Source organism: Longibacter salinarum (genome assembly GCF_002554795.1).
GTDB classification, from domain to species: domain Bacteria; phylum Bacteroidota; class Rhodothermia; order Rhodothermales; family Salinibacteraceae; genus Longibacter; species Longibacter salinarum.
On the sequence record NZ_PDEQ01000011.1, the window covers coordinates 1 to 12,472 of the forward strand.

At 63.0% G+C, this 12,472-nt stretch carries 11 protein-coding genes; 7 read left to right on the top strand and 4 right to left on the bottom strand.

What is annotated here, in order from left to right:
- Together CRI94_RS17780 and CRI94_RS16365 are read left to right on the top strand one after the other, a co-directional pair.
- A partial coding sequence (locus CRI94_RS17780) for a hypothetical protein (RefSeq protein ID WP_218919379.1) occupies positions 1-243 on the top strand: 243 nt, incomplete at its 5' end.
- A gap of 276 nt (positions 244-519) precedes the next feature.
- Positions 520-2,082 (top strand): DEAD/DEAH box helicase, encoded by a 1,563-nt coding sequence (locus CRI94_RS16365; RefSeq protein WP_098078618.1) that lies wholly within the window; start codon positions 520-522, stop codon positions 2,080-2,082.
- A 124-nt stretch (positions 2,083-2,206) separates the two neighbouring features.
- Here CRI94_RS16365 and CRI94_RS16370 read toward each other — a convergent pair whose 3' ends face one another.
- From CRI94_RS16370 to CRI94_RS16380, 3 genes are all read right to left on the bottom strand, one after another.
- Positions 2,207-2,518 (bottom strand): GCN5-related N-acetyltransferase, encoded by a 312-nt coding sequence (locus CRI94_RS16370; RefSeq protein WP_098078622.1) that lies wholly within the window; start codon positions 2,516-2,518, stop codon positions 2,207-2,209.
- Between the two features lie 31 nt (positions 2,519-2,549).
- Positions 2,550-3,158, bottom strand: coding sequence for a short chain dehydrogenase (locus tag CRI94_RS16375; RefSeq protein ID WP_098078625.1), 609 nt, complete (start codon positions 3,156-3,158; stop codon positions 2,550-2,552).
- Positions 3,159-3,231: 73 nt separating this feature from the next.
- Positions 3,232-5,361 (bottom strand): 3'-5' exonuclease, encoded by a 2,130-nt coding sequence (locus tag CRI94_RS16380; RefSeq protein WP_098078629.1) that lies wholly within the window; start codon positions 5,359-5,361, stop codon positions 3,232-3,234.
- Between the two features lie 204 nt (positions 5,362-5,565).
- Between CRI94_RS16380 and CRI94_RS16385 the strand changes: the two genes are divergently transcribed.
- The 5 genes from CRI94_RS16385 (at position 5,566) to CRI94_RS16405 (ending at position 12,208) form a co-directional block, all read left to right on the top strand.
- A complete protein-coding gene (locus CRI94_RS16385) occupies positions 5,566-6,558 on the top strand; it encodes a ligase-associated DNA damage response exonuclease (protein ID WP_218919415.1) in 993 nt (330 codons plus the stop codon).
- 73 nt (positions 6,559-6,631) lie between these two features.
- A complete protein-coding gene (locus tag CRI94_RS16390) occupies positions 6,632-8,260 on the top strand; it encodes an ATP-dependent DNA ligase (protein ID WP_098078636.1) in 1,629 nt (542 codons plus the stop codon).
- Positions 8,257-10,806, top strand: a complete 2,550-nt coding sequence (locus tag CRI94_RS16395; protein WP_098078641.1) for a ligase-associated DNA damage response DEXH box helicase — start codon at positions 8,257-8,259, stop codon at positions 10,804-10,806. Before CRI94_RS16390 ends, CRI94_RS16395 begins: the two co-directional genes overlap by 4 nt.
- Positions 10,807-11,195: 389 nt before the next feature.
- Positions 11,196-11,882, top strand: a complete 687-nt coding sequence (gene pdeM, locus CRI94_RS16400; protein ID WP_098078644.1) for a ligase-associated DNA damage response endonuclease PdeM — start codon at positions 11,196-11,198, stop codon at positions 11,880-11,882.
- 65 nt (positions 11,883-11,947) lie between these two features.
- Positions 11,948-12,208 carry a DUF3253 domain-containing protein gene (locus CRI94_RS16405; RefSeq protein ID WP_098078648.1) on the top strand — a complete coding sequence of 87 codons (261 nt, stop codon included), beginning with the start codon at positions 11,948-11,950 and terminating at the stop codon, positions 12,206-12,208.
- Positions 12,209-12,301: 93 nt separating this feature from the next.
- Here CRI94_RS16405 and CRI94_RS17785 read toward each other — a convergent pair whose 3' ends face one another.
- Entirely contained in the window at positions 12,302-12,463 is a 162-nt protein-coding gene (locus tag CRI94_RS17785) for an avidin-fold protein (protein ID WP_179862367.1), read from the bottom strand.
- Between the last annotated feature and the right edge of the window lie 9 nt (positions 12,464-12,472).

Consider the following 12,472-nt stretch of genomic DNA (forward strand, 5'->3'; position numbering starts at 1 on the left):
TTTCAACTGCATCGCACGCGGCTGCAGGCCCCGGAGCGCATCGCGAGGCTCGTCCTTGTACTCAGCCTCATCTACGTCTGGCTCATCGCGGTCGCAAGCGCCGTCGTCAAGCGGGGCGACCGATGCTCCGTGGACCGATCCGACCGACGGGACCGAAGCTACCTTGCAATCGGCCTGCGATGGATCCGGCGATGTTTGCAGAACGACGCCCCCATCGACATGCGATTTACCCCCTATTTTTGAAAACTGTCCGGTAGCTAGCCTTGAACCTTGAACTCTGAACTGGCGCCAGCCCTCCAATTCACCCGAAGCAGACGTTGTGCTTGCATCTTTTCCCGGACTGGTTCCTTGAACTGGGATGTTGCCGCGAACTGGGTCGTCCGACTCGTGTGGAGCCGGTCGTCCCGAAGACGATGTTGAGGCTATTACTTGCAGGACGAAGACGCGGAGCACTTCGATTGTGCGGGGAACGAATCCCGATTCTCGGTCCCGCCTTCATTCTGCACGACTTCTTTCTGCATGTCTACGTCTTTTGCCTCTTTAGGCCTCAACTCGCATCTCATTTCCACGGTCAAGGATCTCGGGTACGAAACGCCCACCCCGATCCAGTCCGCTCTCATCCCCTCGCTTCTCGCCGGCCGTGATGTCGTCGGCCAGGCGCAAACCGGCACCGGCAAGACCGCTGCCTTTACGCTACCGATGCTGCACCACCTCGGCGGTGGCGTCGGCGTCATCCGCGGTCTCGTGCTCTGCCCGACGCGCGAGCTGGCCATGCAGGTCGCCAAATCCGCGAAGGCCTACGGCGCGAACGTGGGCATGAGCGTGCTTGCCGTCTACGGTGGGCAATCGTATAAGAAGCAGATTGGCCGCATCAAGCAGGGCGTCGACATTGTCGTCGGCACACCCGGTCGCATGCTCGATCTGATCAACAAGGGCCTCCTCGATCTCAGCAGCGTCGAAGTCGCCGTGCTCGACGAAGCCGACGAGATGCTCAGCATGGGCTTCATCGACGACATCGAAGAGATTCTCTCGTCGACGCCGCGCTCGCGGCAGACGGCCTTCTTCTCGGCCACGATGTCGCGCGGGTTCGAGCGCCTCGCGTCGAAGCACCTCGACAACCCCGAAACCTGCCGCTTGAAGGCAAAGAACCGGACGGCAGAAAACATCGAGCAGCGCGCGTACTTCGTCTCGAAGCGCAACCGCCTCGACGCCCTTCTCCGCCTCCTCGAAACCGAGCGGATCGACAGCGCCATCGTGTTCGCCCGCACCCGGGCCGATACGTTCCGCCTCGCCGATCAGCTTCAGGCGCAGGGCCACGCAGCCGGCGCGCTGAACGGAGAGATGGAGCAGTATGAGCGGCGCAAGATGCTCAACCGCTTCCGCAACGGCCAGGTATCCGTACTCGTCGGAACGAACGTGGCCGCCCGCGGCCTCGACATCGACCACATCTCGCATGTGTTCAACTACGAGCTGCCGACGGATCCGGAGGTCTACGTGCACCGCGTGGGTCGCACCGGTCGCGCCGGCAAGTCCGGGACCGCCATCTCGCTCGTGCCGAACAACCGGCGTAAACGCCTGCGCAAGATCGAGCGCTACACGAAGCGCGACATCTCAACGCACCAGCTTCCGTCGGAGGCCGATGTGCAGGCACACCGCGATGCTCAGGTCCGCGAAGAAATCGGCGAGTGGGTCGATGCCGACGACTGGAGCCGGGAGAAACAGATCGTCCACGAGCTGATGAATGAAGGTCGGAGCCCGGTGGACATCGCAGCTGCTGCGTTGAAAGCCGCCCGTTCACGCACCGAGACCGTAGCGGACGACAGCTCGACGGAGCGTGTCCGTGACTCCCACGAGGACGGCATGGTTCGCCTGAAACTCAACACTGGCAAGAAGAATGGCACGCGACCGGGCCAGGTCGTCGGGAGCATCGCCGGCGGCTCGGGCATCCCCGGAGGCTCGATCGGCAAGATCGACATCCACGGCGGCCACACCATGATCGACATTCCGGCGCAGTACGTCGATCAGGTCCTCGCCAAGAGCGGCCTCTACAAGATCGGCAACCGCCGCGTTCGCGTCGAGTAGCTCCTCAAACCACTTCAAACGCAACAATGCCCCGCTTCGGCTCAAAACCGGAGCGGGGCGTCGTTTATTTCGGGCACCTGGCAGCAAAGCGCGTCGTCCTCCCCGTCGGGATTATCAGGCGGGATCAAGAGGAGCGGCGATACGACAGCGATTTCCGGTTGAGTGCGTTCGCGCGGTCCGGCTGCTCCCGCATCGAGCGTAGAACGTCAATAGCGGTCGCAAGCTGCTCATCGGTCGCATATCGGTAGAAGGGGCGCTGGACCGACGCATCCCATTTCCTACCGACCGCCGCATCGAAGGCGATCCGCTTGAAGCAGTGGTCCTCCGTAACTGGATAGCGAGCGTCGGATTTGGCCTGCGCCGGTAACTCAACTTCGGCGAGATGCTCCATCGTCTCGACCAGACGACGCCGTCGGTGAAATCGCTCGTTCGTCATTGATCGTCGACCCGGACAGTCTCTGCTCCAATCATGCGTAGTCACGCGGATCCAGCACCTCGCCGCTCGCCGAGCCGGTGATGCTGTCGGCATACGCCTTCGCCACGACAGCGGCAGGCACGCCGTCGGACGGATCTTCGCCCATCTCCTCCAGCGTCTCGCTCACCCACGGCGGACTCACGGCGTTGACGCGTACCCCGTCCGGCGTATCGAGAGCCGCCGCCCGGATGAACCCTTCGATTCCGGCGTTGACCATGCTGATCGCTGCGCTTCCGGGCATCGGATGCTGACTCAAAATGCCGCTCACGAGGGTAAACGAGCCCTGACGCGGATTATCCAGATACGGTAGACCGTATCGGACGAGGTTGACCTGACCCATCAGCTTACTCTGAATGCTCAGGCCGAAGTCGTCTTCGCTGAGCTCGTCGAGGGGATTGAAGGCTGCGTTGCCCGCCGCGGAGGCGACGGCATCGAACGACCCGGCCTCCTCGTACATGTCGCGGATCGACTCGGGACTCTCGATGTCTACGCGGATGTCACCGCTGGTCCGAGCGACGCGAATGACATCGTGCTCGCTCTCCAGCGAATCGCATATGGCCGAGCCAATGGTCCCGGTAGCGCCAATTACAAGAATGGTCATGGTGTGCGTTAGAGCGTTTAGGCGTTGGTTCGTTCGAACGTGAGGTCGTTGGCGCCTTGGGTCATTGGCGCGTCTATGCGTCGAGAAGCGTCAGAGGAGCGTAGCGCAGGTTGAGCGTTTTCGTTCCACGGTCGTCGAACGTTACGGTCGCGACGTGCTTTTCTCCGTCCATCTTCACGTCCTGGACCGTTCCGGCGCCCAGCTTCGGATGTTCGACCCGGCGCCCGGCCTCGATCGCCGCGGCGTCCTCATCCGTCGGTCGCGTAGACGCCCTGGATGATGCCTGCTTCGTTCGCAGGCTGGCCCGGTAGTCGTTTCCGCTCTCCCACGATCCATCGCACGTCGGGACGGGGTCTAGCAGGTCCCAAAACCGAGATCGCGTCGTTGGCTCCTGGCGGCGACCGGTACCGCGACTCTTCGCCCAACTCAAAACCGTGTTCGACTCCGCCCGGCTGATTGCAACCGCAAGCCGCCGCTTCTCTTGCTCGATAAAGGCATGGCGACGCACGGCGTGTGTAGCGGGTAGACGTCCTTCTTCCAGCCCAAAGACAAAGACGAGCCGGGCCGTCACGTCTCGGACCTCGCGAAGTGTCGCGATCTGGATCTTAGCTGTTCGGTCAGTTGGCGAAAAGCCAAGAGCGATCGAATCGAGAAACGGCCTGAGTGCGTCGATGTCTCCACTAGCCGGAAGATCCTGCAGAAACCATTCAACCCGCTCCTCCCGCTCGATCTGCTCTCTCGTGCGTCCCCGCGTCACCGGCGTCAACAGTTCCGTGTCCGACAGCACGGCGCGCGCCACGTCCGCCGGCGACGCATCTCGTGCGTGCTGCACGAGCGGCTCCACCATCTCACGGAAGGCGCCAAGAACCCGACGCGCCCGGCTGCTCAGGGCTCCCTCCGATCGTGCACGGTCGATCGCCTCCCAGGCCGACAGGTCTCTCCCTGCGGCATACTCTCGGAGGCGCGCCTGCGTCTTCCGCCCGATCCCGCGTGACGGCCGGTTGATGACGCGAAAGAGATGGGGATCGTCATGCGGGTTGGCAAGGACGAACAGGTAGGACAAAACGTCCAGAATGGTCTCCTGTCCATGCCATGGCCGACCAAGAACCTCAACGGCCAGATCGCTATCGCGACACCTGTCGGCAATCTCATCGCGTAGTGACTGATTCGGTGCCACGACAGCGACATTCACCGCCCCGCCATCCCGTGCCTCCACCCTCTCCTGCATTGCACCGAGGATCCGATCCTGCTCGGCCGAGGCCGACGGCGCCGAAAACTTCTCCACTCGCCCCTCCGGCAACGTGTCGCTCCCACGGCTCGTTGCACGATCGCTACTCGACGACTCTTCTTCGATCAGCCTCCGTGCCGCGTCCAGAATCGGCGTGGTATGTTTGGCTGCGGCCAGCCATACACGGTCGTGGTCGTCGATGGAATCAAACCAATCGATCACGGCGGTTGAATCCGCGCCGAGCGAAGCCATCACGCAGGCTTCCGGATTCACCGCCGCCGTTACGGACTCCGGTCCCAAAGCCTGCAGGAGCAGCACCTCGATGGGCGACAGGTTTTCTGCATCGTCAATCAGGATGTGTGACACACGAACCGGGCTCTCCCCCGCTCGCTCCAGGTGCTCGACCGCACGCTGCACGAGGCGCGCACGATCCAGCGTTCGGGTTCGGTCAAGCGTAGCATCGTATCTCGTCCGCACCTCCGCCAGCGCTTCGTCCGTCAGAGGAAACGACGGGGGCACAGTTCGATCCCGCCCATTGGCAGCCTGCACGATCAACTCCCGCCAGACGTCGTACGGCGATTCGCTCAGGTCGTTGTATCCCATCGCCTCCAAAATGCGCCCGACACGGGCCTGATCGGCCTCCGGATGCGTGAGGGTCCAGTCGTCATCACCCAGCCTGCGGAGGATGTGCGCCGCTATCGCCGTCACCGTTGAGACCACGATGTCGGCGGCAGCATCGTGCGATGCGATCATGGACCGGCGTGTCTCTGCGCCCGTCCCCGTGTTTGCAAACACGTACACGGTTTCCTCTGGATCGATGTCGCGAGCACACCGGATCGCGCGAGCCATGAGCGCCGTCGTTTTTCCCGACCGAAGACTGCCGTAGATCGTTACCGCCCGAGCGTCGGACGATACCACGGCCCGCTGCCCATCCGTCCAGTCCGAGGGATCCATCAAGGGCAGTCGATCGGTCATGGAGTCAGCGAGCGGTGCTGGGTATGGGAAAATGCTTAGCGGAAGGATCCCATTCACGGATTGAAGCGGTGTTCCAGATCCCTCGCACCTGAAAAAATCTGGACAGATCCTTGGACGTCGGTTGCGAGCGAGATGTGCTACCGTGATACTGCCAGTCAGATCTCACACCTTTCGCTTTGCCTTTTTCACCACCGGTACTCTCCTGTGGACGGTTTGCTCACCGTATCGGACGATGGTCTGTACTGCCCGGCCGGGGACTTTCATATTGACCCGCATCGACCGGTCCAGCGAGCCGTCGTGACCCACGCCCACGGCGATCATGCCGCTCGCGGGTCGGAGCATTACCTGACGAGCGCCGAGGGCGAAGGCGTGCTGCGACACCGTATGCTCGACGGTGCCTCGATCCAGACGCTTTCATACGGGGAGACGCTCGACATAAACGGCGTCACGGTTTCGCTCCATCCGGCCGGACACATCCGCGGCTCGGCCCAGGTCCGCTTGGAGCACGGTGGCGAGGTCTGGGTCGTGACGGGCGACTACAAAGTTGCGGCGGACCGAACCTGCACGCCGTTCGAACTGGTCGAGTGCGACGTCTTCATCACCGAGTGCACGTTCGGGCTCCCGATTTACCGCTGGCCGGACCCGGCGGACGTGTTCGAGAAGATCAACCGCTGGTGGAAAAAGAACCAGGAAGAGGGCAAGACCTCTGTTCTCTTCGGCTACTCGCTCGGCAAGGCGCAGCGCCTGATCGCCGGTGTCGATCCGTCCATCGGGCCGATCTACTGCCACGGCGCGGTCCAGAAAATGAACGCCGTCTACCGCGAGGACGGCGTCGATCTGCCGCCCACGACGTACGTGTCCGACGAGAACGCGCTGGACGACTGGAGCGAAGCCCTCGTCGTCGCGCCCTCCAGCGCCGGCGGCTCTCGGTGGATGCAACGCTTCGACCCGGTGTCAACCGGCTTTGCCTCCGGCTGGATGCGCATTCGCGGCAACAAGCGCCGCCGCTCCCTCGACCGCGGCTTCGTCCTGTCGGACCACCTCGACTGGCCCAACCTGAACGCGGTCATCGACGGCACCGGGGCGGAGACCATTTACGTCACGCATGGCAACAACGACTCCTTCGCCCGCTGGCTAAACGAGGAGAAAGGCCTCGACGCCCGAGAGTTGCCCCTACGCTCACAATACGACGGCTAGCGCCGGTGTGAAAGTGTGGAGGTGTGGAGGTGTTAACACTGAACGTTGAACTCTGAACTTTGAACTCTGCCCCATGCAGGCCTTCGCTGAGCTTTACCGTCAACTCGACCGGACGACGAGCCGGAATGCGAAGATCAAGGCGATGGCGGCATATTTTGAGCAGGCGGAGCCGGCGGACGCAGCGTGGGCGGTCTACTTTCTGTCGGGGGAGCGGCCGAAGCGGCTTCTGAGTTCGACCGATATGCGGCAATGGGCCGCGGACCTCGCCGGCATTCCGGACTGGTTGCTCGAGGATGCGTACACGACGGTCGGCGACACCGCGGAAACGATCACGCTGCTCCTGCCCGACGAAGGCGGTAGCGCCGACAAGACGCTGTCGTACTGGGTCGAGGAACGCCTTCTCCCGCTCCGCAACAAAGACGACGAGGTTCAGCGCGAGGAGGTGACGGCAATCTGGCGGGAACTGGGCCGGTGGGAACGGTTCGTCTGGAATAAGCTCACAACGAGCGGACTCCGCGTCGGGGTCTCACAGGGACTCACGGTGCGCGGACTCGAAGCCTTCAGCGGCATCGACCGCGACGTGCTCACCGCTCGCATGATGGGCGACTGGTCGCCGACGGCCGAGTTTTTCAACAACCTGATCTCCAAAGACACCTCCGACGCCGACCGGAGCCGTCCCTACCCGTTTCTTCTGGCCCACCCGATCGACAACGACGCGCACCCACAGGATGTTGTCGGCGACCACGACCAGTTTCTCGCCGAATGGAAGTGGGACGGCATCCGCTCGCAGGTCATCCACCGCGAAGGCGAGGTCTTCATCTGGTCACGCGGCGAAGAACTGATCACCGAGCGCTACCCGGAGGTGGCCACTGCTGCCAAAGCCCTGCCGGACGGTGTCGTTCTCGACGGTGAAATCCTCGGCTGGAAGGACGGCGAGGTGCTCCCTTTCGGCATGCTGCAAAAGCGCATTGGCCGAAAAACCCTGCCATCGGACCTGATGGAAGAGGTGCCGATTTCGTTTGTGGCGTTCGACCTCTTGGAATGGGACGGCGAGGACATTCGCGACTGGCCGCTCCGAAAGCGCCGCCGGCAGTTGGAGTCGATCTTCGACGCCGGACATCATGGATCGGATATTCGTCTCACGACGCCGATTCGCGGCGATTCCTGGGACGACCTGGCCGATGTGCGTGCGGACAGCCGCGATAAGAAAACGGAGGGCTTGATGCTGAAGCGGCTCGACAAGAAGTACGCGGTCGGGCGACCGAAGGGAAACTGGTGGAAATGGAAGGTCGAACCCTACACCCTCGACGGCGTGCTGATCTATGCGCAGCGCGGCTCGGGCCGCCGGTCGACGCTCCACACGGATCTGTCCTTTGCCCTCTGGGATGAGAGCGACGAGCTCGTTATCTTCGCCAAGGCATACTCCGGCCTGACCGACGATCAGTTTCAGGAACTGGATAACTGGGTGCGCCGCCACACCGTGGAACGCTTTGGTCCCGTTCGCTCCGTCGAACCCGAGCATGTGTTCGAGATCGCATTTGAAGGCGTACGCCGCTCGAGTCGTCACAAGTGCGGCGTCGCCACACGCTTTCCCCGGATCAAACGCTGGCGCCGCGACCTTTCGCCGCAGGACGCCGATCGCCTCGGCGATCTGAAGGCTCTCCTCCCCGCCCTCCCCAATCACGTCGCCCCCGACGAATGAGTGCTTCCGCACCCTCGCCACGCCCTGCTGTCGATGCGGAGGCGTGGGGCGAGGCAGAATCTCGGCTTGAAGACTGGTTCTCGGACCGCGGCTGGTCGCCGTTCGACTACCAGCGCGACGTCTGGCGCGCGTACCGCGACGGCGACAGCGGACTCGTCCACGCCCCAACCGGGACCGGCAAAACCTACTCTGTCTGGTTTGCCGTTCTGATCGAGTGGATGGCCGAACAGATCGCCGCCGGGCGCAACATCGAAGCGTACGACGAGCTGACGCCCCCGCCGCTGTCCGTCCTCTGGGTCACGCCCCTCCGCGCCCTCAGCCACAACACGGTCACAGCGCTCCAGCGAGCGGCCCGCGACCTCCGTTTGCCGTGGCGCATCGAGGGACGCACGGGTGACACGTCGTATCGCAAGAAGAAAGGCCAGCTCTCGGATCCGCCCTCCGCTCTCATCACCACGCCGGAGAGCCTGTCGATCCTGTTGTCGTACCCGGACACGAAGGAGCACCTGCAGAACCTGCGTATGGTCGTCGTGGACGAGTGGCACGAGCTGATGGGCTCGAAGCGCGGCGTACAGGCCGAGCTCGGCATCGCCCGACTCCGCCGATGGAATCCCGACCTCCGGACGTGGGGCCTCTCCGCCACAATCGGCAATATGGATGAGGCGCGCGACACGCTCCTCGGTGAGCCCGACGCCGACGGACGACTCATCACGGCCGACATCAAGAAAGACATTCAGATCGACGCGCTGCTGCCCGAGGACGTGCACCGCTTTCCATGGGCGGGCAATCTCGGCCTGCAGATGCTTGACCATGTTCTCTCCGAGCTCGACACGGCGGACAGCGCCCTCGTTTTCACGAACACCCGCGCCCAGGCCGAACAGTGGTACCGCGCCATCCTGGACGCGCGCCCGGAGTGGGCCGGGCACCTCGCCCTGCACTACGGGTCGCTGAGCCGAAAGCAGCGGGAGGTGGTCGAGGACGGACTGGCAAACGGCCGGCTCCGGTGCGTCGTCTGCACCTCGACGCTCGACCTCGGCGTCGACTTTACACCCGTGGATCGCGTCTTCCAGGTGGGCAGTCCAAAAGGAGTTGCGCGCCTCCTGCAGCGGGCCGGGCGGAGCGGACACCAGCCCGGCGCGACGAGCCGCGTGACCGGCGTACCCAGCCATTCGCTCCAGCTCATCGAATACGCTGCGGCCCGCGACGCGATGGAAGCGGACGATATCGAGGCGCGTCCGCCCGTCCGCAAACCCATCGACCTCCTGGTTCAGCACGTCATCACCATCGCCATCGGGTCCGGCTTCTTCCCCGACGATCTGTTCGAGGAAATCCGATCGGCGTACTCGTACCGCAACCTGACCCGTAACGAGTTCGATTGGGCCGTGCGCTGCGCCTCGACCGGCGGCTCCGCGCTGAAGGCCTATGAGAAGTACCACCGGATCGAGAAGTACGACGGTGACCTCGAGAGATACCGCGGCATGTACGTCGGCACGAGCGACCGGCTGGCCCGGCGGCATCGCATGATGATCGGCACGATCACGAGCGACTCGAGCGTCGAGGTTCGCTACAAGAACGGACACACGATCGGACAGGTCGAGGAAACGTTCATCAGCCGACTGAAGCACGGCGACATTTTCAACTTCGCCGGCAAGACGCTCGAGTTTCTACGAATCGAGGACATGAAAGCCGTCGTTCAGAAAGCAAAGAGTGAACCCGACGGCGTCGTCCCGCGCTGGCTCGGCGGCCGACTCCCGCTGTCGAACCAGCTGTCGCATTGGATCCGGCGGCGGCTCGACGAAGCGGCCGAAGGCACGTTTCGCGGACCCGAGATGGCACAGGTCCAGTCGCTGATGGAATTACAGGGGAAGTGGTCGATCGTCCCGACGCACGACGATTTCCTGGTCGAGCGCGTGCACTCCCGCGAGGGCCATCACCTGTTCATGTACCCGTTCGCCGGTCGGCCGGTGCATCAGGGACTCGCCTCCCTCCTCGCCTACCGTATGGCCGAGGAAGTGTCGATCTCGTTTACGATGTCGTACAACGACTACGGCTTCGAACTGCTCTCGCCCGAGCCGGCGCCACTGCGCGACGCGATCGCGGGCGGTCTGTTCGATACGGAGAATCTCACGTCCGAGATCGAGGCGAGCTTAAATGAGTCGGAGATGAGTCGACGGCAGTTTCGAGAAATTGCGCGAGTGGCTGGACTCGTGTTTACCGGCTACCCCGGACAACCCAAATCCCTCGGCAAGATCCAAGCCTCCAGCGGACTCATCTTTGACGTGCTGGAGGAATACGAATCGGAGAACCCGCTGCTGGAGCAAGCGCGACGCGAGGTGCGGGAGCGGCAACTCGAGGAAGACCGCCTCCGCGACGCCCTCGACCGAATCCGTGACGCCACGCTTCACGTGATCGACGTGCCGCGCATGACACCCCTGGCCTTCCCGATCTACGTCGACCGCCTGCGCGACCGCATCAGCTCCGAACCCCTCGCCCAGCGCGTCCGCCGCATGCAGGAAGAACTGGAGGAGGCCGCGCGCTGGGAGTAAGATCGGGTATGGGAGAATAGGGGAGAGAGGGGGGAAAGGGAGCGGAGTGAGTTCAAAGTGCAGGGTTCAAGGTTCAGCGTGTATATGCTCCCCGGACCCTCACACTTTCACAACCTGTTTGGCGGATAGACCGCGACGAAGTAAACGCGGTCGTGCGTGTCTCTTCGCACGCCCGAAGGTGATTTTTTGGAACGGACGAGATAGACTCGATGCGTGAAATCAACGATGCCTCGTCTTGCGAGCATCGCGAGGCCCGACCACCAATAGGGCCCTACCTTTGGGTGGCCGGAGGCTGTCCGACGAACTGGTTTTTAACGTGACCACGTTCTATCAAACCAACGCCACGCACCTTCACACCTTCAAACGTCCACACTTTCAACCATTCGAGCATGCCGTCTTTCTCCCTTCCGCCACCGACCCAAGAGGCCGAGCTTGAGCTGTTGCCCGGACGGGCGGCGTACTGGGCGGAGCGGAAGACGCTGCTTGTTGCGGACGTGCACGTGGGCAAAGATGCGACCTTTCGGGCCGAGGCGATTCCCCTTCCGCTCGGGAGCACAGATAGCGACCTGCAGAAGCTAACGGGCTTGATTCGGCAAACAAGAGCGGAACGCCTGATCGTGCTGGGCGACCTGTACCATGCGCGGTCCGGCATGACGGAGGGCACGCTACAGGCGCTTCGAGCCTGGCGCAGCAACCAAAAGACGCTCAACGTCGTCCTCGTTCGCGGAAATCACGACCGGCACGCCGGTGCCTCCCCCGCCGACCTCGACATCGATGAGCACGAGGGTCCGCTGCACGAAGGCCCCTTCTGCTTCCGGCACGAGCCGAGTTCGTCCGACACCGGCTACGTCGTCTGCGGGCACCTCCACCCCGGCGTCGTGCTCCGCGGGCGCGGGGGACAGCGCGAGCGGCTGCCTTGCTTCCATGCGAATGAGTCCCGACTCATCCTGCCCGCCTTCAGCGAATTCACCGGACTACACATCCTCCATCCAGAGCCGGGCGATGACGTCGCTGTCGTTGCGGGAACGGATGTGATCGCAGTGTCTCCTGAGGTCCTGCGTTCGACACATCAATAGCCCGGCACGCCAGCGTTTGGTCACCCTCTCGCGTAGACGATCCAACCCTCGTACCCCGCAGCCCTATGCCCGACGAATCAACGATCCGATCGACGATTCTCGACCTTCTCTCGTCTCGTGATCCGGACGCGTCAATCTGTCCGTCCGAGGCCGCACGGGCTGTCTTCGACGACTGGCGTGAGCACATGGATGACGTGCGCGAGGTGGCTACGGAGATGCAGCAGGACGGTCTTATTTACGCCACGCAGGGCGAGGAGCGCGTCGATATCGGCGAAGCCAGCGGCCCGATACGCCTTCGTCTCGAGGAGCCGAACACAGACGAGTGAGCGGTTGAAGTCAGAAGATCGACTGTACCTTACAGTCACATCTCCTGTAAGCCCATCCGGTGACGTCAGCTCCCTGCTCGAAAAAATGCAGCATCAAGCGTAGTCGGGTACGTCATCACGATCCACCTCGATCAGTTCAGATGTCCCGTGCGACTGATCGCCGGTGAACCACTGCCATTCCTCCTTCAATACGAGGCGGTCATCCTCGTCCCGATGTGGGGTTGACGTGCACTGTCCGGCGCGCCTGTTTCTCATCGATTAAAA

Excerpts from the sequence above, each read along its gene's own strand:
- CRI94_RS16365 (WP_098078618.1), top strand. The coding sequence starts at position 520 with ATGTCTACGTCTTTTGCCTCTTTAGGCCTCAACTCGCATCTCATTTCC.
- CRI94_RS16370 (WP_098078622.1), bottom strand. The coding sequence starts at position 2,518 with ATGACGAACGAGCGATTTCACCGACGGCGTCGTCTGGTCGAGACGATG.
- CRI94_RS16375 (WP_098078625.1), bottom strand. The coding sequence starts at position 3,158 with ATGACCATTCTTGTAATTGGCGCTACCGGGACCATTGGCTCGGCCATA.
- CRI94_RS16380 (WP_098078629.1), bottom strand. The coding sequence starts at position 5,361 with ATGACCGATCGACTGCCCTTGATGGATCCCTCGGACTGGACGGATGGG.
- CRI94_RS16390 (WP_098078636.1), top strand. The coding sequence starts at position 6,632 with ATGCAGGCCTTCGCTGAGCTTTACCGTCAACTCGACCGGACGACGAGC.
- CRI94_RS16395 (WP_098078641.1), top strand. The coding sequence starts at position 8,257 with ATGAGTGCTTCCGCACCCTCGCCACGCCCTGCTGTCGATGCGGAGGCG.
- pdeM (WP_098078644.1), top strand. The coding sequence starts at position 11,196 with ATGCCGTCTTTCTCCCTTCCGCCACCGACCCAAGAGGCCGAGCTTGAG.
- CRI94_RS16405 (WP_098078648.1), top strand. The coding sequence starts at position 11,948 with ATGCCCGACGAATCAACGATCCGATCGACGATTCTCGACCTTCTCTCG.
- CRI94_RS17785 (WP_179862367.1), bottom strand. The coding sequence starts at position 12,463 with ATGAGAAACAGGCGCGCCGGACAGTGCACGTCAACCCCACATCGGGAC.